Source organism: Devosia aquimaris (genome assembly GCF_020169335.1).
GTDB classification, from domain to species: domain Bacteria; phylum Pseudomonadota; class Alphaproteobacteria; order Rhizobiales; family Devosiaceae; genus Devosia; species Devosia aquimaris.
In genome coordinates this window covers 259438-279012 of sequence record NZ_JAIEZN010000002.1, presented here as the reverse complement: position 1 = coordinate 279012, position 19575 = coordinate 259438, and the positions used below count along the sequence as shown (strand labels likewise).

At 65.0% G+C, this 19575-nt stretch carries 20 protein-coding genes and 1 tRNA gene; 2 read left to right on the top strand and 19 right to left on the bottom strand.

Features of this window, described 5'->3' with window-relative positions; translation table 11 throughout:
- The first annotated feature begins 6 nt into the window (after positions 1-6).
- Complete coding sequence (locus tag K1177_RS14135) at positions 7-1992, top strand: methyl-accepting chemotaxis protein (protein ID WP_224704011.1); 1986 nt, start codon at positions 7-9, stop codon at positions 1990-1992.
- Here K1177_RS14135 and K1177_RS14130 read toward each other — a convergent pair.
- From K1177_RS14130 to K1177_RS14050, 17 genes are all read right to left on the bottom strand, one after another.
- Positions 1989-2675, bottom strand: coding sequence for an aspartate/glutamate racemase family protein (locus tag K1177_RS14130; protein ID WP_224704010.1), 687 nt, complete (start codon positions 2673-2675; stop codon positions 1989-1991). The two genes, K1177_RS14135 and K1177_RS14130, sit on opposite strands and share 4 nt — an antisense overlap.
- Before the next feature lie 3 nt (positions 2676-2678).
- Complete coding sequence (locus tag K1177_RS14125; protein WP_224704009.1) at positions 2679-3218, bottom strand: RNA pyrophosphohydrolase; 540 nt, start codon at positions 3216-3218, stop codon at positions 2679-2681.
- Between the two features lie 9 nt (positions 3219-3227).
- A complete protein-coding gene (locus K1177_RS14120) occupies positions 3228-4364 on the bottom strand; it encodes a divergent polysaccharide deacetylase family protein (RefSeq protein WP_224704008.1) in 1137 nt (378 codons plus the stop codon).
- 79 nt (positions 4365-4443) lie between these two features.
- Entirely contained in the window at positions 4444-5853 is a 1410-nt protein-coding gene (locus K1177_RS14115) for a S41 family peptidase (protein WP_224704007.1), read from the bottom strand.
- Positions 5854-5860: 7 nt separating this feature from the next.
- The gene (locus tag K1177_RS14110) at positions 5861-7252 is read right to left on the bottom strand and encodes a murein hydrolase activator EnvC family protein (protein WP_224704006.1); all 1392 of its coding nucleotides are present in this window, start codon (positions 7250-7252) and stop codon (positions 5861-5863) included.
- 109 nt (positions 7253-7361) lie between these two features.
- Positions 7362-7844: a 23S rRNA (pseudouridine(1915)-N(3))-methyltransferase RlmH gene (gene rlmH, locus K1177_RS14105; RefSeq protein ID WP_224704005.1), complete on the bottom strand. Its 483-nt coding sequence runs from the start codon at positions 7842-7844 to the stop codon at positions 7362-7364.
- An 8-nt stretch (positions 7845-7852) separates the two neighbouring features.
- On the bottom strand, positions 7853-8179 hold the full coding sequence (rsfS, locus tag K1177_RS14100) for a ribosome silencing factor (RefSeq protein WP_137150870.1): 327 nt from the start codon (positions 8177-8179) through the stop codon (positions 7853-7855).
- Between the two features lie 244 nt (positions 8180-8423).
- On the bottom strand, positions 8424-9065 hold the full coding sequence (locus K1177_RS14095; protein WP_318153297.1) for a nicotinate-nucleotide adenylyltransferase: 642 nt from the start codon (positions 9063-9065) through the stop codon (positions 8424-8426).
- A 5-nt stretch (positions 9066-9070) separates the two neighbouring features.
- Complete coding sequence (locus tag K1177_RS14090) at positions 9071-10351, bottom strand: glutamate-5-semialdehyde dehydrogenase (protein ID WP_224704004.1); 1281 nt, start codon at positions 10349-10351, stop codon at positions 9071-9073.
- Positions 10338-11477, bottom strand: a complete 1140-nt coding sequence (gene proB, locus K1177_RS14085) for a glutamate 5-kinase (RefSeq protein WP_224704003.1) — start codon at positions 11475-11477, stop codon at positions 10338-10340. The genes K1177_RS14090 and proB overlap by 14 nt, the downstream gene beginning before the upstream one ends.
- A gap of 173 nt (positions 11478-11650) precedes the next feature.
- Complete coding sequence (gene obgE, locus K1177_RS14080; protein ID WP_224704002.1) at positions 11651-12694, bottom strand: GTPase ObgE; 1044 nt, start codon at positions 12692-12694, stop codon at positions 11651-11653.
- The gene (locus K1177_RS14075; protein ID WP_224704001.1) at positions 12691-13227 is read right to left on the bottom strand and encodes a GNAT family N-acetyltransferase; all 537 of its coding nucleotides are present in this window, start codon (positions 13225-13227) and stop codon (positions 12691-12693) included. The genes obgE and K1177_RS14075 overlap by 4 nt, the downstream gene beginning before the upstream one ends.
- Positions 13224-13745, bottom strand: a complete 522-nt coding sequence (locus K1177_RS14070; RefSeq protein ID WP_224704000.1) for a GNAT family N-acetyltransferase — start codon at positions 13743-13745, stop codon at positions 13224-13226. The genes K1177_RS14075 and K1177_RS14070 overlap by 4 nt, the downstream gene beginning before the upstream one ends.
- Positions 13745-14278, bottom strand: coding sequence for a GNAT family N-acetyltransferase (locus K1177_RS14065; protein ID WP_224703999.1), 534 nt, complete (start codon positions 14276-14278; stop codon positions 13745-13747). Before K1177_RS14065 ends, K1177_RS14070 begins: the two co-directional genes overlap by 1 nt.
- 123 nt (positions 14279-14401) lie before the next feature.
- Positions 14402-14668 (bottom strand): 50S ribosomal protein L27, encoded by a 267-nt coding sequence (gene rpmA, locus K1177_RS14060; RefSeq protein WP_224703998.1) that lies wholly within the window; start codon positions 14666-14668, stop codon positions 14402-14404.
- Positions 14669-14679: 11 nt separating this feature from the next.
- Positions 14680-15237 (bottom strand): 50S ribosomal protein L21, encoded by a 558-nt coding sequence (rplU, locus tag K1177_RS14055; RefSeq protein ID WP_224703997.1) that lies wholly within the window; start codon positions 15235-15237, stop codon positions 14680-14682.
- A gap of 225 nt (positions 15238-15462) precedes the next feature.
- Complete coding sequence (locus K1177_RS14050; RefSeq protein ID WP_224703996.1) at positions 15463-16236, bottom strand: MBL fold metallo-hydrolase; 774 nt, start codon at positions 16234-16236, stop codon at positions 15463-15465.
- A gap of 255 nt (positions 16237-16491) precedes the next feature.
- Here K1177_RS14050 and K1177_RS14045 point away from each other — a divergent pair.
- Positions 16492-16581, top strand: a tRNA-Ser gene (locus K1177_RS14045).
- A 120-nt stretch (positions 16582-16701) separates the two neighbouring features.
- Here the strand turns inward: K1177_RS14045 and K1177_RS14040 are convergent.
- Together K1177_RS14040 and K1177_RS14035 are read right to left on the bottom strand one after the other, a co-directional pair.
- Entirely contained in the window at positions 16702-18450 is a 1749-nt protein-coding gene (locus K1177_RS14040; RefSeq protein ID WP_224703995.1) for a hypothetical protein, read from the bottom strand.
- Complete coding sequence (locus K1177_RS14035) at positions 18447-19574, bottom strand: protein-glutamate methylesterase/protein-glutamine glutaminase (protein ID WP_224703994.1); 1128 nt, start codon at positions 19572-19574, stop codon at positions 18447-18449. The genes K1177_RS14040 and K1177_RS14035 overlap by 4 nt, the downstream gene beginning before the upstream one ends.
- Position 19575 lies beyond the last annotated feature (1 nt).

The following is a 19575-nucleotide window of genomic DNA, read 5'->3' as shown; positions in this document are numbered from 1 at the left end:
CAATTCATGTTCAAGCTCACCCTCATCCGCAAGATCATTGGCCTTGTCGTGCTGGCAATGATCGCCGGCTCGGCGACCATCACCTACATGGGCGCGACGCAGAACGCTGCGTTGCTGCAGGACGAACTGTCAGAGGCCAATGTCACCGTGTCGACAGCCAGCACCGAGCAACTCGCCGGCGGTATCCGCTTTGGCAAGAGTGACGGCATTCTGGCGTCCTACACGGCACTTGAGGAATCCCTGGGGGAGCGTTTCGCCGCGGGCGCGAGCTTCAGCCAGCAGGCGCAACTGATTGCCAGCACCACAGAAGACGCGGCGGAAATGGCCGTGCTGACCGACCTTGCGGGCAAGGCACTGGCCAGCAACGCCGTGGAAGTGCAGCAGGTGGGACCGATTGCCTATGTCGCCGTGCCGGCCAAATTCGGGCCCGAAAAGGCGACTGTGGGCGTGGCCACCTTTGCCTGGGACATCAGCAAGGGCCTGGCCAGTCTGCACCAGGCGTTGATCACCTCGATCCTGGTGGGCGTTGGCGTCAGCGTGGTGCTGATCGCGGCCCTTTATGTGTTCATCCGCATGTCGGTCACCGGTCCGATGCTGCAGCTGGTTCGCACCGCATCGCAGATCGCCGACAACCCGCTTTCGGTCGATACCGTGCCGTCCACGCAGCGCAAGGACGAATTGGGCGAGATGGCCCGCGCCGTTGCCGTGTTCCGCGACAATGGCGTGCGGATCGGGGAGATGGGCCTGGCCGAAACAGAACAGCGCAATCGCACCGCCGCCGAGCGCGCGGCCATGATGGCCTCGCTGCGCCAGTCCTTCGGCGATGTGGTGGATGCCGCCATCGTGGGTGACTTCAGCAAGCGCGTGGAAACCAATTTTGCCGATGCCGAGCTCAACGAGCTGGCGGGCAGCGTCAACAATCTGGTCCAGACTGTCGATACGGGCCTGGCCGAGACCGGAGAAGTGCTTTCGGCGCTGGCCGAAACCAATCTGACGCGGCGCGTGACGGGCGACTACAAGGGCGCCTTCGGCCGGCTGCGTGACGACACCAATGCAGTGGCGGACAAATTGACCGACATCGTCGCCCAGTTGCGCCGCACCTCGCGTGGCGTGCGTTCGGCAACGGGAGAAATCCTGGCTGGTGCCAATGATCTGAGCGAGCGGACGACCAAGCAGGCGGCCACGATCGAGGAAACCTCGGCCACCATGGAGCAACTGGCGACGACGGTGCAGCAGAATGCCGAAAAGGCCAATGAGGCCAGCGTCAAGTCCAAGGCCGTGTCCCTGACGGCCGAAGAGGGCGGCGTGGCCATGGACGAGGCGACAAATGCCATGGAGCGCATCACCACCTCCTCGTCCAAGATTTCCAATATCATCGGGCTGATCGACGACATTGCCTTCCAGACCAATCTGCTTGCATTGAACGCTTCGGTGGAAGCGGCGCGTGCCGGTGATGCGGGCAAGGGCTTTGCCGTGGTGGCGGTGGAAGTGCGTCGCCTGGCACAGAGTGCCGCCAGCGCCTCGGCTGACGTCAAACTGCTGATCGAACAGAGCGCCAACGAAGTCTCCACCGGCTCCAAGCTGGTGTCGGACGCGGCCAGCAAGCTGACGCAGATCCTGTCGGCCATCCGCGAGAACAGTGCCGTGATGGAGGCCATCGCCCGCGACAGCCGCGAACAGGCCACCTCGATCGATGAGGTCAATCTGGCCGTGCGGCAGATGGACGAAATGACCCAGCACAACGCCGCTCTGGTGGAACAGACCAATGCGGCTATCGAGCAGACCGAAGGCCAGGCCAGCGAGCTCGACCGGATCGTCGACATCTTCGTGCTGGACGATGGCGAGACGGGCAAGCGTGCGACCAAGTCTAGTGCCGTCACACCCGCGCCGCGCACGGGCATCAAGGGCCTGCAGGATCGCGTGATGCAGGCCGCCAAGGGCTTTGTGAGCCATGGCAATGCCGCAGTGGCGCAGGACTGGAACGAGTTCTAGGCCAGCGCCGCTGCAACCAGCGCCCGGGCGTGCAGGTCTGTGGTGTCATAGACCGGCAAGGGGCTGACGGCATCATCGATGAGCATGGCGATCTCGGTGCAGCCCAGGATTACGGCCTGGGCGCCCCGGGCGGCCAGCCGCTCGATCGCCGCGACATAGGTCTTGCGGGACGTCTCGCTGACGATGCCCCGGCAGAGCTCTTCATAGATGATGGCGTTAAGATTGGTGCGGTCCACATCGGGGATCATCGCCGCTAGGCCACGTTCGGTCAGCCGGTCGCGGTAAAAGCCCATCTCCATGGTGAAGCGGGTGCCCAGCAGGCCCACGGTATCAAAGCCATCGGCCAGAAGCGCATCGCTGGTGGGGTCAGCGATGTGAATGAAGGGAACATCGATGGCCGATGTGATGGCGTCGGCGACAAGGTGCATGGTGTTGGTCGCCAGCCCGATGACTTCAGCGCCCGCCGCCTGAAGCCCGCTTGCGGCCTGGGCGAGCACATGCCCTGCGCCGTCCCAGTTGCCAGCCGATTGCATGGCGGCAATGGGCGCGAAATCAAGCGAATGCACGATCACCGGCGCTGAGTGCAGGCCGCCACGAATGGCCGCCGTTTCCTGGTTGAGCACGCGGTAGTAATGGGCGGTGGATTCCCAGCTCATGCCACCGATCAAACCAATGGTCTTCATGGCTCAGACGTGGGTGAAGCGCTGCGGGATGTCGGCAAAGGCGGCGACCACCTGTTCATAGGCCGTCTTCTTGAACGGCACGATCAGGCCAGGCGTGCGGCTCAGCCGCTCCCAGCGCCAGGCGTCGAACTCAGCCTCGAACTTGCCGCCGCCAGGGGTGGCCACGTCGATCTCGCGCTCCTGGCCGGTGAAGGCAAAGGCAAACCACCGTTGGCGCTGGCCGCGATACTTGCCACGCAGAGCGATGCCGAGCGCTTCGTCGGGCAGGTCGTAATAGATCCATTCCGGTGCTTCGGCCAACAGGCTGACGCTGCTGATATTGGTCTCTTCATGCAGTTCGCGCAGGGCGGCGCGCAGCGGGTCCTCGCCCTTGTCGATGCCGCCCTGGGGCATTTGCCAGGGCGCCTCGACCACCGATTGGTCCTCCGGGGTCGGGTCGGGCTTGCGCCGGCCGATGAAGACATTGCCCTGCTGGTTGAAGACAGCGACCCCCACGCAGTCGCGATAGGGCATGGATTGGCGGTCGGGGCGGGGCGTGGTCATGGCGAAACTCTATTTCATCAGGGCGCTGGCGGGCACCAGGGCAATGCCCTTGGCCTTCAGGTCGCGTGCCCATTCGGCCACGGCGGCGACAGAAATGGGCAGCGCGCTGACAATACCGATTGCATGCCCGTTCTCCAGCGCCTTGGCCTCAAGGCTGGCAAGCGCTGCAAGAATGGATGTGCGCGAGGGATTGGCGTCGATGACCACGTCGGCCTTGGCGAAGGGTACTTTGTTGCCCTCGGCCAGCTGCGGCGCCAGCGACCGATTGGACGAGCCATCGTCGAGATAGCCCAGTCCGCGCGCGCCCAGTTCTTCCATGATGGTGGAGAAATCGGCGGCTGAGGCGGTGAAGCGGGCACCCATGTTGTTGATGAGGCCGACATAGCCGCCAAAGCGGGCCATGAGCCAGAACAGCTTGTCCAGATTGGCGCGGGCCGGCTCGCCGCTCAACAGGGTTTGAGGGCCCGGGTCATTCTGCGGATAGTCGAACGGCTCCATGGGCACTTCGAGCAGGATTTCGTGGCCGTCGGCGCGGGCAGCCGCCACCGTGGTCCCCAGGGTCCGGCCATAGGGCGCGAAGGCCATGGTGACGTCGGCCGGCAATTGGTCGATGGCGCCCAGCGATCCCAGTTCGTTGATGCCCAGGCCGGTGACGATCACCGCAATCATCGGGTCGCCACTGGCCACGGCTTCGGCCGCCGGGCGCTGGTAGGCGGCAAATGGCGTCAGGCCGGTCGCCGAAATGCGCGGGATGGGACCATCCGCGGTCTCTTCGCTCAGGTCAGGCAGGGCGCCGAAAAGGTCGGGCTGGCCCATCTCGCTGACGGCGGGTGTGCCACCATGGGTGTCAGCAGGCGGCGTCTCGCCGGCCGGATATTGCTGGGGATCGGCCGTGATGGTGACCGGGCCGGAATGCTCGGAGGAGACCACATCATTGGCAAGCGTATTGCCATTGCGAGTGCTGGTGATGTCGGCTTCCTGCACCGGACGACCGCCGGTTGGGTCGTTGACCAGTGTAATGCGCAGGACAAAGGCGATGCCGATCAGGGCCAGCAGGCCGAACAGGACCCTGGCGATCGGCAGATGGCGCCTGGGGCCAGTCTTGCCTTTCTTTCCGGTCAGCGGCTTGCTCAGACTATCGGACATCGCAGGGGGTTCCAGACGCAGATGGGGCAAGGCAGCGAATCAGCCGCCTCGCCCCATCGATTTCTAGCACAGACCGGCGCTATTCCGCCTTGGCTGGGAAGGCCGGATTGGTTTCCGCGCCATCGATCAGGCGGATTGCATATTGCAGCTGGGTATCGTCCGCCTTGTCGGGCGGCACATAGACCGAGGAACCAACGGTGGTTTCTTCCTGGCCTTCGATCTTGATGTGGCCGGCGAGGCCTGCCTCACCGATGATCTCGTCGCGGCCCTTGAGCTCCTCGGGCACTTCCTGCAGCACCTCGATGTCGGGCGTGATGCCCAGCGCCTGGATGGAGCGGTTGTTGGGCGTGTAGTAGCGCGCCGTGGTCAGGCGCATGGCGCCATCGGGGCCCAGCGAGATGATGGACTGCACCGAACCCTTGCCGAAGGAGCGCGTGCCCACCAGGGTCGCACGCTTGTGGTCCTGCAATGCGCCAGCGACGATTTCGGAGGCGGAAGCCGAGCCACCGTTGATCAGCACCACCAGAGGCACATCGGCGATCAAGGCATCGAGCGCGTCGGGCTGGGCGTCGTAGCGAGCGCTTTCCTCGGGCACACGACCGCGGGTCAGCACCACCGCACCCTGCTTGAGGAAGGCATCGGCGACATAGACCGACTGGTCGACCAGGCCGCCAGGATTGTTGCGCAGGTCCAGGATGATGCCCTTGGGCTTGGGGCCGTCACCGCTGAACATGTCCTTGATGGCCTTCTCGATGCCGACAAAGGCCTGTTCGGAGAAGCGCGAGAGACGGATGACGGCGACATCGCCTTCCAGCGACGAGCGAACCGCGCGCATGGCGATGGTGGCGCGGGTCAGTTCGAAGTCCAGCGGCTTGTCGACGCCTTCGCGGACCACGGTCACCTTGATGGTCGTGCCGATCGGGCCACGCATCTTGGCGACGGCATCGTCCAGGCTCATGCCCTGGATCTGGATGCCATCAAGCTCGACAATCAGGTCATTGGCCAGGATGCCGGCCTTGGCGGCGGGGGTATCGTCGATGGGCGAGACCACCTTGATGATGCCCTCTTCCATGGTGACTTCGATGCCCAGGCCGCCGAATTCACCCGAGATGTCGACGCCCATGTCCTTGTAGTCTGCCGGCGGCAGATAGTTCGAATGCGGATCGAGCGAGGTCAGCATGCCCTGGATGGCGGCACGGATCAGCTTCTGCTCATCCGGCGCATCGACATATTCGGCGCGGATGCGATCAAAGATCTCCCCGAACAGGTTGAGATCGGCATAGACCTCGAGCGGGTCGCGCGGCTTTTCCTGTTCCTGGGTGTCAGCAGGCGCCTCAGCCGGCGCGGCCGGATCTGCAGCAGGGGCCTGCGGATCGGCCGGGGCCTGTTGCTCGGCGGGGGCGGGCTGCGCCTCCTGGGCCATGGACAGTCCGGTGGGCACCAACAGCGCCAGCGCAAGGGCCAAAGTCGAAACGGAATTTAGGCGCATGAGGGGTCTATCCACTCTGTGTCGGGGTCGCCCACCATCCGGTGGGATCGACGGGCTCGTTGTCTTTTCGGAGTTCAATATAAAGGGTCGGTTGGTCAGCGCCAGCGTTGGTGGTTACGGTCCGGCCACTTGTCCGTGATCCCATGGCGCCCAGCGGCATTCCCATTTGTACGAATTGGCCAATATCGACGCTCACCTTGTCAAGGCCCGCCAGCAGCATGGTGTAGCCCTGGCCGGTATTGAAGATGATGATCTGGCCGTAATTGAGGTAGGGGCCCTTGAACAGCACCCAGCCATCGGCCGGGGCCACAACCTGGGCATCAGCGCGGGTCATCAGCGAAATGCCATGGCTGATGCCGCCAAAGCCGTCACTGGTGCCATAGTCGGCAACGTTGACGCCATTGGCCGGCATGGTGAGGTAGCCGCGGGCAGCGCCGAAGGGGATGGCGGGTTCGGTCCGCGCGGTATTGGCCAGCGCAACCTGGATTTCCTGGGCGGTCATCACAGGCGCGGTGGGGTCGAGGCCGGCGTCGGCCGTGGCAGCCGCGGTCGAAACCGAATTGGCCTGGGCAGAGAGGCTGCCAACCAGTTCCTTGAGGGTGGCGGCACGGGCCGCCAGCTCGATGGCCTGCTGTTCCTCGGCCTCGAGCTGGGCGCTGCGCATACCGATACCCTGCTTGCGGGCGGCGATCAGCGTGGCGATGCGGAGCTGCTCTTCCTCCAGCACGGCATGGTTGGCCTTGAGCGTGGCTTCTTCGGCCTGGGCAGCGGCCTTGATGTCGGTGAGTTTGGTCAAGTCGGCGGTGACGGCGTCGGCCTTGGCGCGCAGTTGCGGCACGATGGCCGAGATCAGGATGGCGCTGCGGGCTGACCCAAGCGCATCGGCCGGGTCGACAATCAGCGCCGGGGGCGGATTGAGCGAGATGCGCTCCAGTGCCGCCAGAACATTGGCGATCTGGGCATTGGAGCCATCGAGCCGGCCACGAACTTCAAGTTCCTGGATGATGAGCTGGGAGAGGCGGTCCTCGACATCGGCGACTTCGATCTCGGCCAGCTTGACGCGTTGGGCGGCCGCAATCAGCGCGGCGTTCTGCTTGGTGCGGTCGCCTTCCATGGCCGCGATTTCGGCCTTGAGCTCATCAATGCGCTTCTGACTGAGGCTGATGGAGGACTGGACGGTTTCGAGATCGACCTTGGGGTCTGACGCCGGCGTCTCCACCGCTTCGGCGGACGGTGCGTCTGTCGTGGCCTCGGGCGCGGGTGTGGCCTGGGCTGGCGAGGCGGTCGGGCCGTCCGCCTGGGGCGCCTCGGTTTGCGCCAGCAGCGGCAGGGACGCAGCCAGGGCCAGCGTCACGCCGGCCAGCAATCGTCCCACAGTCCTGCCTGGCCGCAATGCCATGACGTCTCCAGCAAGGGCGCACCGGGCACCCGAATCAATTCGGGCACCATAGCAAGCGGGCTGGAAAATGCAGGTTAACGCTGCTTAACCATACCGTGATTGTGCGGGGTCAATCGCCGCGGTGGTAGGGGTGGCCGGCCAGAATGGTGGTGGCGCGGTAGAGCTGCTCGGCCAGCATGATGCGCACCAGCTGATGTGGCCAGGTGAGGGGCGAAAAGCTCAGCACCAGATCGGCCTTGGCGACAAAGGCCGGATCGAGCCCGTCGGCGCCGCCGATGACGAAACTGGCTGCCGGGCGGCCATCGTCGCGCCAGCGACCGATCTGGTTGGCAAAGACTTCCGAACCGATCGATTTGCCGCGCTCGTCGAGCGCGACGACAATGCCGTCGGGCAGGCTGGCCTGCAGCGCCTTGGCCTCATCTGCCTTGCGGCTGGCGCTGGAAGAGGCGCGTGACTCGGTCAGCTCGATCACGTCGAACCCGGTCAGGGCCAGCGGCTTGCCGCCGCCCACGGCCCGTTCGAGATAGCGGGCGACCATTTCCCGCTCCGGGCCGGCCTTCATGCGGCCGACAGCCGCGATGGTCAGTCGCATATTGCCGACTAGTGTGCGTCAGCGGCGAAGTCGGCCTGCCACATCTTTTCGATGTTGTAGAACTCGCGCACTTCCGGACGGAAGATATGGACGATCACGTCGCCAGCATCGACCAGGACCCAGTCGCAATGCGGCAGGCCTTCGATGCGCGGCTTGCCATAGCCGGCGTCGCGCAGGGCGGTGACCATCTGGTCGGCCACGGCGCCGACATGGCGCTGCGAACGGCCCGAGGCAACCACCATGTGGTCGGCGAGCGAAGACTTGCCCATGATGTCGACAGAAACAATCTGCTCGGCCTTGGCATCATCAAGGCAGCCGAGAATGACATCGATCATGGGACGGTCCGGAGTCGCAATAGGCGTGGGAACGGGCGTGGCGGTATTTTCGGGCAGCGCGGCCATCACAATTGGCCTTCCGCCCATGCAAGTGCATGGGTCATGCGGGGGATCAGCATCCTTGGTGGTTGATCGGAATGTGCAGGCGTCTTTGCAAACGGCAAGCAGTCAGTTCCTGTTTTGGTGACAAAGATCACACGCCCTCAATATGCGCGTTTGATGACGGTTTCGCAAGATTGCGGCTTCACTTTGACTTAACGTGTTGCCGTCTCGCCCTTATGGCCGAGGAAGAGAGCGCGGACTGGCGCCCATGCAGATAGACCCAGGCCGGGGGATTGGCGAAGGCCAGGCGGGTGGCATCGGTCTCGTCATAGCGCCATTGGGCCAGCGCACTGGCGGCCATGGAAACCGGTGCCAGTCGCCCGGAACCGGGGCGGACATAGATGGCCATCGGCACCATGGCGGCGATATCGCGCCAGCGCTCCCAGCGATGGAAATCGACCAGATTGTCGGCCCCCATGATCCAGACGAAGCGGCGGTCCGGCAGGGAGGAGGTCAGAAAGCGGATGGTCTGCCAGGAATAGGTGAAGCCATGCGCGGCTTCAAAGCCGGTGACGCGCACCTTGGGATTGTCCAGCAGCTGGCGGGCAGCGATGACGCGGTCGGCCAGGGGGGCGAGGTCATTGTGGGTCTTGAGCGGATTGCCGGGGGTCACCAGGACCCAGAGCGCGTCCAGGTCCAGCCGGCGGAGCGTTTCTTCCACCACGAGGCGATGGCCGTCGTGAATGGGGTTGAAGCTGCCGCCAAACAGGCCAATGCGCATGCCCCGCCCGGAAGGCGGCAGGGCGGTGATGCCGGGAATGCGGAGGGGATGGCGCAGGGTCAAAAGGGTCAGGGTCTCGTCTGGCCGGTGCCGCGGACGCGGTATTTGAAGCTGGTGAGCTGCTCGACGCCAACCGGACCGCGCGCATGCATCTTGCCGGTGGCAATGCCGATCTCGCCGCCAAAGCCGAATTCGCCGCCATCGGCGAACTGCGTGGAGGCATTGTGCATTAGGATGGCGCTGTCGATGCGGTTGAAGAAGGTTTCCACCGCCGCGGGATCTTCGGTGATGATCGCCTCGGTATGGTGGCTGGAATAGTGCTCGATATGGGCGATGGCCTCGTCGAGGCTGTCGACCACCTTCACCGAGATGATGGCATCCTCATATTCGGTGCGCCAATCGAGCTCGGTGGCCGCGACGGCGGTGGGGATCATGGCCATCACCGTCGCGTCGCCACGGATTTCGCAGCCCTTGGCGACCAGCGCGTCAATGATGGGCTTGAGGTGGGTCGCCACCACATCCTTGTGGATGAGCAGGGTTTCTGCGGCGCCACAGATGCCGGTGCGGCGCATCTTGGCGTTGAGCGTTACCTTGACGGCGGTGTCGAGGTCCGCAGCCTTGTCGATATAGACATGCACCAGGCCCTCGAGATGGGCAAAGACGGGCACGCGTGCTTCGTCCTGCACGCGGGCAACCAGGGTCTTGCCGCCGCGCGGCACGATGACATCGATATTGCCGGAAAGGCCCTTGAGCATTTCGCCGACCGCGGCGCGATCGGTGGTGGGCACGAGCTGAACGGCTTCGACCGGCAGGCGCGCGGCATGCAGGCCATCGAGCATGCATTCGACGATAGCGTGGCTGGAATGGAAGCTGTCGCTGCCGCCGCGCAGGATCACGGCATTGCCGGCCTTGATGCAGAGCGCGCTGGCGTCGGCCGTCACATTGGGCCGGGATTCAAAGATCACGCCGATCACGCCCAAAGGGGTGCGGACACGCTCGATATGCAGGCCATTGGGCCGGTCCCATTCGGCGATGACGCTGCCGACGGGATCGGGCAGCTCGGCGATGGTGCGCACGGCCTCGATGATGCCGTCGATACGGGCGTCATTGAGTTCAAGGCGATCCAGAAAGGCCTTGGAAATGCCCTTGGTGCGGGCTGCCTGCATGTCCTTGGCATTGGCGGCCAGGATCTTGGCGCGATGGGCGTTGATGGCGCCGGCGGCCGTCTGCAGCGCCAGGCGCTTCTGCTCGGGCGTGGCAATAGCCAGGGCGCGTGCCGCCTGGCGGCCATTGCGGCCCAGTTCGGCCATCACCTCGGCAATGGCGGCATCGGCATCAGACGTGGTCATTGCGGTCCTCCTTGGCGCCAACCAATACCAGATTGTCGCGATGGATAAGAGTGGCGCGATTGGCAACGCCCAGCAGCTCGATCACCGTGTCACTGTGCTTGCCCATCACCAGGCGCGCCTCGTCGCTGTCGAGGCCTGCCAGGCCGCGGGCAATCTCGACGCCGTCCGGACCGAGCACGGCGATGGCATCGCCGCGCTCGAACTCGCCGCCCACCTTGGTGACGCCGACCGGCAGCAGCGACTTGCCGGTGAGCAGGGCGCGGGCAGCGCCGGCGTCCACCTGCAGCGACCCGGTGAGCGCCAGCGTGCCCATGATCCAGCGCTTGCGCGCCTGGGCGCGGCTCTGGGCTGGGTGGAACAGGGTGTGGCGGCCGCCCTGGGTCAAGGCAGCCAAGGGATGGGGCTCGGTGCCCTTGGCGATGATCATGGCGGTGCCGGCCTGGGTGGCGATCTTGCCGGCCTCGACCTTGGTGGTCATGCCACCACGGGAGAGATGGCTGGCCGCGCCCCCGGCCATGGCCTCGATGGCCGGCGTGATCGCGCGGACCTCGGGAATGTGGGTGGCGTTGGGGTCCTGCGCCGGCGGCGCAGTATAGAGCCCGTCGATATCGCTGAGCAGCACCAGGCAATCGGCCTCGATCATGGTGGCAACGCGGGCCGAGAGGCGATCATTGTCGCCGTAGCGGATCTCGGCGGTGGCGACGCTGTCGTTCTCATTGATGATCGGCACCGCGCCCAGGCCCAGGAGCGTGGCGATGGTGGTGCGGGCATTGAGGTAGTAGCGGCGCTCTTCGGTGATATTGGGCGTGATCAGGATTTGCCCGGTGACGATGCCGTGGGCGCCCAGGGCGCTGGCCCAGGCTTGGCTGAGGGCAATCTGCCCGGCGCTGGCGGCGGCCTGGCTCTGCTCGAGCGTCAGGGCAACGGCCGACAGGCCCAGCAGGCCGCGGCCTAGGGCGATGGCGCCGGAGGAAACGATCACCACTTCACAGCCCGCCGTCTTGAGCGCGGCAATGTCGCTCGCCAGATCCGCAAGCCAGGCGGCCCGCAGCTTGCCTTGCTTGTCGACGAGCAGGGCCGAGCCGATCTTGATGGTCAGGCGCCTATAGGGCGCTAGGGCATTCATTTCAGTTCAAACTCGATCTGAGTTCCCTCTCCCCTGAGGGGAGAGGGTTAGGGTGAGGGGTTCAGATGTCGGCACGGGCAAGGTGGTCAAACCGACCACTGAACCCCTCACCCGACCCCTCGGGTCGACCTCTCCCCTCAGGGGAGAGGTGTGCGGGCCAGTGGCCAAGTCCGTCAGGGCGTCCAATTGGGTTCGGTCTTGCGGCGTTCAGCCTCGAGCCTGGCGGCCTTTTCGGCGTCGAGCGTCTCGATCACGCCATAGAGCACCTGCTCGGTCCCCTGGCCGGTGACGCCGGAAACCTGCAGCACGTCCTGCTTGCTGACCTTCTTGAGGATCTTGACCTTTTCCTTGAGCTCGTCTGGCGGGATGGAGTCGATCTTGTTGATCACCACGATCTCGGGCTTTTCGGCCAGGCGCTCGTCATAGGCGGCCAGCTCGGCCCGGATCACCTGATAGGCGTGCTTGACGTCATCCTGGGTGCCATCGATCAGATGGATCAGAACGCCGCAGCGCTCGATATGGCCGAGGAACCGGTCGCCAATGCCGATGCCTTCGCTGGCGCCTTCGATCAGCCCGGGAATATCGGCCAGCACGAAGTCGCGTTCGCCAATCGAGACCACGCCCAGATTGGGGTGGAGCGTGGTGAAGGGATAGGCGGCGATCTTGGGCTTGGCGGCAGACACGGCTGCAAGGAAGGTCGACTTGCCGGCATTGGGATGGCCGACAAGGCCGGCATCGGCAATCAGCTTGAGCCGCAGCCAGATCCATTTTTCAACGCCCGGAATGCCCGGATTGGCATGGCGGGGTGCCTGGTTGGACGAGGTCTTGAAATGGGCATTGCCGAAGCCGCCATTGCCCCCCGAGAGCAGCACGATGCGCTGGCCGACTTCGGTCATGTCGGCGATCAGCGTCTCGTTGTCGTCCTCAAAGATCTGCGTGCCGACGGGCACGCGCAGCACGGTGGGCTCGCCATTGGCGCCCGCCCGGTCCTTGCCCATGCCATGGGTGCCGGTCTTGGCCTTGAAGTGCTGCTGGTAGCGATAGTCGATGAGCGTGTTGAGCCCGTCGACGCATTCGACAACGATATCGCCACCCCGGCCACCATTGCCGCCATTGGGGCCGCCAAACTCGACGAATTTTTCGCGCAGGAAAGACACGGCGCCGGCGCCGCCATCGCCCGAGCGGACATAGACCTTGGCCTGATCAAGGAATTTCATTTTTCTCTGGCCTTCCAGACGCTGTGCGTCAATTTGGTGTCGATATGCTCCACCTCGGCGTCGCGCGCAAGGCAGAGCAGCCGCGAGCGGCCGGTTTGGGTAAAGCCAAGCTTGTCCTGAATGGCCAGCGAGGCTCCGTTGAAGATGAAGACGCCCGAATAGATGGTGTCTGCCTGTGTGGTGGCAAAGAACCAGTCGAGGCTCGCCGTGACGGCTTCGGTCATGATGCCCTGGCCCCAGAAGGGGCGGCCCAGCCAATAGCCAATGATGGTGCCCTGCGCCCCGCGGTGAAAGCCCACCTGGCCGACAAAGCCATGGTCGGGCAGGTCAATGGCGAAGCTGGTCTCTTCCACCGGCAGGTTGGGCAGGCGCGTGCGCAGCCAGGCCCTGGCATCGCTGAGATGATAGGGGAAGGGCACGCGGGCGAGGTTGCCGGCGACCTCGAAGTCATTGAGATAGCGCGCAATCGGCTCGGCATCGCCCATCTGGGCCGGGCGCAGCAGGAAGCGCTCTGTGCGCAGGATTGTGTTCATCGTGCCCGCCACTGCATCACGTAAAGCGGCTTGCCGCGGTGGCGCTCCAGAACGCCCACCGTGTGCTCGACGACGGCAAAGCCGGCCTTTTCCAGCACCCGCACCGAGGCGGCATTGGATTGCAGCACGCGGGCGGAGATCAAGCCAAAGCCGGGCAGCCCGGCGACAGCGACCTGCAAGGCCTTGAGTGCCTCGGCAACGTAGCCGTGCCCCCAATGGGGCTCGCCGAGCCAATAGCCGACCTCGGGGGCCTGATCGGGTTTGAAGCGGAGCATGAGCACGCCCATGAAGCGATCGTCAGATCCGGCCATGGCATAGATGTGCTGCTGGCCCTCCATCCCGGCCTGGGCAATCAGCGCCCGGGCATCGGCCGGGGTGAACGGATGGGGCAGGGTGGCGGTGGTCTCGAGCATCTTGGGGTTGTCGGCCATGGCGATGATGTCGGCTTCATCGTCCGCGCGCAGGGGGCGCAGCGTCAACCGGGCACAGGCGATGGTTCCGGGCAGGGCGCGAGTCATCAGCTCAACTCGATCTGCATATAGGTTGTGGGCTTACCCAGGGTATTGCCGCGCTGGCCCAGACCCTGGTGGGTCTCGACGAAACCGGCCTTGGCCAGCACATGGCGCGAGGCCATATTGCTGGTCAGCGCCGTGGCCCGCAGGGCAGGCAGGCCGGCATCGCGCGCTGCGGCGACGACGGCTCGCGCCGCCTCGGTGCCGTAGCCCTGGCCCCAGTGGGGCTGGCCCAGCCAATAGCCGATCTCGGGAACGGGGCTGTCCTTGAGATCAACGCCGATCAGGCTGATGACGCCGATCCAGCGGTCCTGATGCAGGATGGACCAGGCAAATTCGCTTTCGCCGCGCGCGATGGTCTCGACGAAGAAACGGCCGTCGCTCTCCGCATAGGGATGCGGCAGGCGGGCAAGAACCTCGAAGATGGCCCGGTTGTTGGCCTGGATGGCCATTTCGGGCACATGCGCGAGCGCAGGCGTGTCCAGCACCAGGCGATCGGTGGTGATCGACGCGGGGAGGCGATAGGAAAGGCTGTCCATGCTGCTGCTCTGCTGTGCCAAAACGAAAAGGGGAACCGGCGAACCGGTTCCCCTTTTCAATGTCGCTGTCTGCGAACGCGAGCCGGGGAACTGGTCACCGGCTGGTTCGACGGACCGGCCGGGTTATTCGGCGGCCTTCGCCGGGTCGACGGAGACAAACACTTGCGAGTTGGCGCGGGTGCGGAACGACACATTGCCGTCCACCAGTGCATAGATGGTGTGATCCTTGCCCAGGCCGACGCCGGTGCCGGGGTGCCACTTGGTGCCACGCTGGCGGATGATGATGTTGCCGGCGATCACGGCTTCGCCACCAAACTTCTTCACGCCGAGACGACGGCCAGCGGTATCACGACCGTTGCGGGATGAACCGCCTGCTTTTTTGTGTGCCATGGTCTAGCTCCTTATTCCTTGTCGGCCTTGGGTGCGGCCTTCTTGGCCGGGGCCTTCTTCGCCGGCTTTTCAGCGGCGGTCTCTTCGGTTGCAGCGGCCTTGGGCGCAGCCTTCTTGGCCGGAGCCTTCTTTGCCGGGGCCTTGGCCTCGGTGGCTTCGGTCGCAGCGGCAGCCTTGGCGGCGGCGCGGGCCTTGGCAGGCTTGGTGGACACTGCAGCAGCGGCCGGGGCCGTTGCACCGGCAGCCTTGATCGTCGGCTTGGCGCCGCCGGTCAGGATTTCGGTGATGCGCACGGTCGACAGCAGCTGGCGGTGGCCGTTACGGCGACGGTAATTGTGGCGACGGTTCTTCTTGAAGATGATGACCGTCTTCTGCTTCTTGGTCTCAAGCAGTTCGGCAGCGACAAGCGCGCCTTCGATCAGCGGGGCGCCGACTTCGTCGCCAACCATCAGAACCTGGTCAAAGGTCACGATGGTGCCGGCTTCGGCATCGAGCTTTTCGATCTTGAGAACGTCGTTGGCGGCAACCTTGTACTGCTTGCCACCGGTTTTGATCACGGCAAAAGTCATAGCATAACCGGGAGCGTCAAACGCCCGGTCCCATTGTGTCGCGCTCTGTGGCGCCGCAGGTTAAGCCCAGATCCTGCGGTCTACTGACATGCGTGCCGGCGATCAAACCGGCGGGCAGCCTCGAACAGCGTTTTCAAACAAAGGAAGCGCGCCAGACAAGCCAGCGCGCAATTCCGATGCGGCTTATCGGGGCAAATGCCCAAAGAGTCAAGCGCCTGCGGACGATCAGGCGCCGTTGGGATACCAGTTGCGCAGGCGCAGATCGATGCCTTCGGCGAGCGCCGGCTGCAGCACCGTCAGGTCGCTTTCCCCATAGTGATAGGGATAGACGATGGCGGGCTTGAAGGTGTTGATCGCCTCGGCCGCCTGTTCGGGTGTCATGGTGTAGGGCAGGTTCATGGGCAGGAAGGCCACTGCGATATCGGTCATGGCCAGCATTTCGGGCGTAGGCTCGGTATCGCCGGCAACATAGACTTTTCTGCCGCCCAGGCTGATCACATAGCCATTGCCGACACCCACCGGGTGATAGTTCATGCGGTCCGGCGTGGTGTTGTGGGCAGACACGGCGCTGACGGCGATGGCATTGAGCATGCCGTCCTCGCCATTGGCCAGGGCTGTTGCCTGGGCCTTGAGTGCCTCGGGCAGTTTGCCGAAGACGTCGGCATTGGTGATGATCGGGGCGGTGCCGGCGATGGCCTCAAGCGTGGGCACGTCGAAATGGTCGCCATGGCCGTGGGTGATCAGGATGGCGGTAGGGGCGGGCAGGTCCTTGTAGCGGTCCGCGCCGCCGACGGGGTCGACATAGATCACCTGATCGCCAAAGCCGATGAGCAGGCTGGCGTGGTCGACCGGGTGAATGACAATATCCCCTTCGGGCGTTGAGATGGCATCGCCATCCAGGGCCGGCGTGGCCGCCAGCAGCGGCGTCAGAAAACCAGTCGAGAGCGACAGCAGGGGAAGCGCTGCCATGCCGGCGACTATCGTGCGACGGTTGGTCATATCGTATTCCTCGTATCGATGGGCGTGCGCACCCTATACGTAACGCGGAACGTGTCGGTTCGCGCACCCACGATTTTGTGACCAGGTTGGCCTGGCGGGTCGCGCTCCATCATGAGACCTGGCGCGTGATCGCGTCGGGCCGCTGTCGCAAAGCTGCAGCAAACCCCATCAGGGGAGTTGCAGGCGGTGTTGAGCTATGCCATAAGCCGCCCCGTATCGACCGACGATCCCTTTGGGATGGTTCACCGATCTCGCGGAGAGATGGCAGAGTGGTCGAATGCACCGCACTCGAAATGCGGCATGGGGGCAACTCCATCGGGGGTTCGAATCCCTCTCTCTCCGCCAGTTCCTTTCCCACAGCCGTCACAAGGTCTGCCAAAACTGCCTGGATGGGGCAGTCAGGACTGGTGCGTTCGAGACTTGCGCCCGTACATGGCATGCGGAAGGCCCGCATGCCTGGAATGATCAGAAGAAGATGTCGAGATCGTCCGACGCTGTGTCGGTGGCCGGGGCAGGCGCCGGGGCGGCGATGGACAGGCTCGTACCAAACATCTGTTCATGGATGCGCCGTTCGCCGTCCATGGTGTAGCGGCGGCTGTGCTCGGTGATCAGCTGGGCCAAAGCGGCATTGGGTGCATCAATATCGACCCCGGGGCAAAGCGCATCGAGTTCTTCGCGCAGGCTGCGCATGCCGTCGGAGATCATCGCCTGGGTGGTGAAGCGTCCCGCCGCATCTTCCAGCAGTGCCCGCACGCGGGGCACGTCGCGTTCCAGGCCGCCCAGTGCCTCGGCCAAGGCGGTTTCGACGCCCTGAAGCAGCAGCAGTGAGGCTGTTGCATCGTGCTCAAGGCGGCCGATGCGGCTGGTGGTGTCGCCGCTGGCGGCCTCGCCAAAGGCGCGCGCCAGCCCGCCGGCTTCGTGCAGGCCCTGCATGGCGCCCTCGGCGGCGGTGACGGTTTCGCCGGTGAGTTCGCGCAATTGCCGGGCAATCACATTGAGGGCGGCGCCGCGCGGGCCGAGCTGGGCGCATTTGACTGCCGCATTCAGGCTCACCAGGCGCATATTGGCCTCGATTTCCTGCACGGCCTCAACATGACCGAGCAGAACTCCGACCGTGCTGAGCACGGCAGAGGCAACCTGTTCGAGCTTGCCGCGTTCGGCTTCACAATCATGCAGCACGCGGGCGGCCGCACTGACAGCCCGGCTCAGCGTCGCCAAGGCGGATTCGCCGCCATCGTCATGGCCATAGGTTTCCCGGCTGCGGCGCACGATGCCGCTGGCATCGGCGGCCAGGTCGGTCAGGGCCGCGGCGGCATCGGCCACGTCCTGCTCGAAGGCATCGGCGGCGGCGTCCAGCTGCTTGGCCTGCAGTCCACCCATGGCGGTGATGGCGACGGACTGGTCGTCGGCGCCCATTTCAGCATCGCGCAGCAGGCCACACAGGGCATCGATGCCACTTTCGACGTGTTCGATGCGCTGGCGCGTGGAATCCCCCACCTGCAGGGCCATCACCGCGTTGCCGATCCGGTCGGCAATCTGTCGGGTGATGCGGCTGGTTTCCGATGCGCTGTTGACGGCAACGGCGCGCTGGCTGGCCAGGGCGTCGAGCGCCTGCTGCATGCTCTGCGCCAGGGCTGCCAGGGTATCGGCATGGGCGTTTTCAAACTGGCCGCGCTGCTGGGCGGCCTGTGCAACCTCGATGGTCAGCCGCTCATAGACCTGGGTAAACGCCTGGATGGTGCTGGCAGCGCTTTCGGAGAGCTGGGCGATGTCGGTGGTAAAGACCTCGAAATCGTCGCCGCGCACGGCGATTCCGGCGGCCACGACGCGGGCGTTGATGGCGACGATGTTCATCATCTTGACCGCCCGGCGCAGGTCGGCAATCGGATGGGCGGCGGCGGCCACCACGGCGTGCAGCCGGGCGAGGTCGGCCTGCTCATTGGCAAACAGTTCGGCCATGGCCTGGGCCTGCGCGCCGACTTCGGCCAGGCGGGCAGAGGCTTCGGCCATGTCGGGCGACTGCAGCTGGGCGGGCAGCGCCTCGAAGGCGCGGGTCACGCGGTTGAGAATGTCAGCGCCTTCGGCCAGGCCTGCGCCGACGTCCAAGAAGGTGGATTCTATCTGTTCGCGCGGGCCGGCCAGGGCCTGGGCGAGGCCGTGCAGGGTCTCGGCCCGGGGGTGCGCGGTGGCTGCTGCCAGGGCGGTGGCCGTCATGCTGGGGCTCCGGTGCGGTTTGGCCGCTGGCCAAAGGCTTCAATCTCGTCGGCAACGCGCTTGAGCGGCACGACCTTGGCGGCGGCGCCGCGCTGGATGGCCTCCTTGGGCATGCCGAACACAACGCAGCTGTCTTCGTCCTGGGCGATGGTGTGGCAGCCGGCCTGGCGCATCTCGAGCAGGCCACGGGCGCCGTCGTCGCCCATGCCTGTCAAGATGATGCCGATGGCATTGCGTCCCGCATTCTGGGCGGCCGAGCGAAACATCACATCCACCGAGGGGCGATGGCGCGAGACATGGGGCCCGTCGACAATATTGACGGTGTAGCGGCTGCCGGCGCGGCGCAGCAGCATGTGCTGATTGCCCGGCGCAATGAGGGCGCGGCCGGTCTGCACGACGTCGCCATCCTCGGCCTCCTTGACCTCGATGGCGCAAAGTCCATTGAGGCGACGGGCGAAGGCATTGGTGAATTTTTCGGGCATGTGCTGGACGATGATGATGGCCGGGCTATTGGCCGGCAGTGGCTCGAGCACGTCGCGCAGGGCTTCGGTGCCGCCGGTGGAGGCGCCGATGCAGACCACCGGATCGGTTTCGGGCATGTTGGCGCGCAAGGTGGCGGCGCGGGTGGCCGAGAGCGGGGGAATGATCGCGTCGGCGGTCAGCTTGGCCTCGACATTGATCGGCGGCGGCGCAGCTTTCTGCATGCCGCGGAACTTGGCATGGGCGGCGGCCTTGGCGGCGTCGCAGATGCGCATGCGCGATTCCTGCAGGAACTGGGTGGTGTCGACGCGCGGCTTGGCCACCACGTCAACTGCGCCCGCCTCAAGCGCCTGCATCAGCGTCTCCGAACCGGCCTCGGCAAGGCTTGAGCAGATGACCACCGGGATCGGGCGCTGGCTCATGATCTTGCGCAGGAAGGTGAGCCCATCCATGCGTGGCAGTTCGATGTCGAGGAAGATAACGTCCGGCACTTCCTGGCGAATGCGCTCGACCGCGACATAGGGATCGGCAGCCGTGGCCATCACTTCAAGGTCGGGGTCGCCAGCGATGATCTCGCTGAGCGTCATGCGCACCGAGGCACTGTCATCCACGATCAGCACGCGGATCTTGCGGGAAACCATCATG

Excerpts from the sequence above, each read along its gene's own strand:
- rsfS (WP_137150870.1), bottom strand. The coding sequence starts at position 8,179 with ATGATCGATGTCATTCTCGGCTGCCTTGATGATGCCAAGGCCGAGCAG.
- K1177_RS14110 (WP_224704006.1), bottom strand. The coding sequence starts at position 7,252 with ATGGCATTGCGGCCAGGCAGGACTGTGGGACGATTGCTGGCCGGCGTG.
- K1177_RS14040 (WP_224703995.1), bottom strand. The coding sequence starts at position 18,450 with ATGACGGCCACCGCCCTGGCAGCAGCCACCGCGCACCCCCGGGCCGAG.
- K1177_RS14120 (WP_224704008.1), bottom strand. The coding sequence starts at position 4,364 with ATGTCCGATAGTCTGAGCAAGCCGCTGACCGGAAAGAAAGGCAAGACT.
- obgE (WP_224704002.1), bottom strand. The coding sequence starts at position 12,694 with ATGAAATTCCTTGATCAGGCCAAGGTCTATGTCCGCTCGGGCGATGGC.
- K1177_RS14135 (WP_224704011.1), top strand. The coding sequence starts at position 7 with ATGTTCAAGCTCACCCTCATCCGCAAGATCATTGGCCTTGTCGTGCTG.
- K1177_RS14035 (WP_224703994.1), bottom strand. The coding sequence starts at position 19,574 with ATGATGGTTTCCCGCAAGATCCGCGTGCTGATCGTGGATGACAGTGCC.
- K1177_RS14050 (WP_224703996.1), bottom strand. The coding sequence starts at position 16,236 with ATGACCAACCGTCGCACGATAGTCGCCGGCATGGCAGCGCTTCCCCTG.
- K1177_RS14070 (WP_224704000.1), bottom strand. The coding sequence starts at position 13,745 with ATGACTCGCGCCCTGCCCGGAACCATCGCCTGTGCCCGGTTGACGCTG.
- K1177_RS14090 (WP_224704004.1), bottom strand. The coding sequence starts at position 10,351 with ATGACCACGTCTGATGCCGATGCCGCCATTGCCGAGGTGATGGCCGAA.
- proB (WP_224704003.1), bottom strand. The coding sequence starts at position 11,477 with ATGAATGCCCTAGCGCCCTATAGGCGCCTGACCATCAAGATCGGCTCG.
- K1177_RS14065 (WP_224703999.1), bottom strand. The coding sequence starts at position 14,278 with ATGGACAGCCTTTCCTATCGCCTCCCCGCGTCGATCACCACCGATCGC.
- K1177_RS14130 (WP_224704010.1), bottom strand. The coding sequence starts at position 2,675 with ATGAAGACCATTGGTTTGATCGGTGGCATGAGCTGGGAATCCACCGCC.
- K1177_RS14075 (WP_224704001.1), bottom strand. The coding sequence starts at position 13,227 with ATGAACACAATCCTGCGCACAGAGCGCTTCCTGCTGCGCCCGGCCCAG.
- K1177_RS14115 (WP_224704007.1), bottom strand. The coding sequence starts at position 5,853 with ATGCGCCTAAATTCCGTTTCGACTTTGGCCCTTGCGCTGGCGCTGTTG.
- rpmA (WP_224703998.1), bottom strand. The coding sequence starts at position 14,668 with ATGGCACACAAAAAAGCAGGCGGTTCATCCCGCAACGGTCGTGATACC.
- K1177_RS14125 (WP_224704009.1), bottom strand. The coding sequence starts at position 3,218 with ATGACCACGCCCCGCCCCGACCGCCAATCCATGCCCTATCGCGACTGC.
- rlmH (WP_224704005.1), bottom strand. The coding sequence starts at position 7,844 with ATGCGACTGACCATCGCGGCTGTCGGCCGCATGAAGGCCGGCCCGGAG.
- rplU (WP_224703997.1), bottom strand. The coding sequence starts at position 15,237 with ATGACTTTTGCCGTGATCAAAACCGGTGGCAAGCAGTACAAGGTTGCC.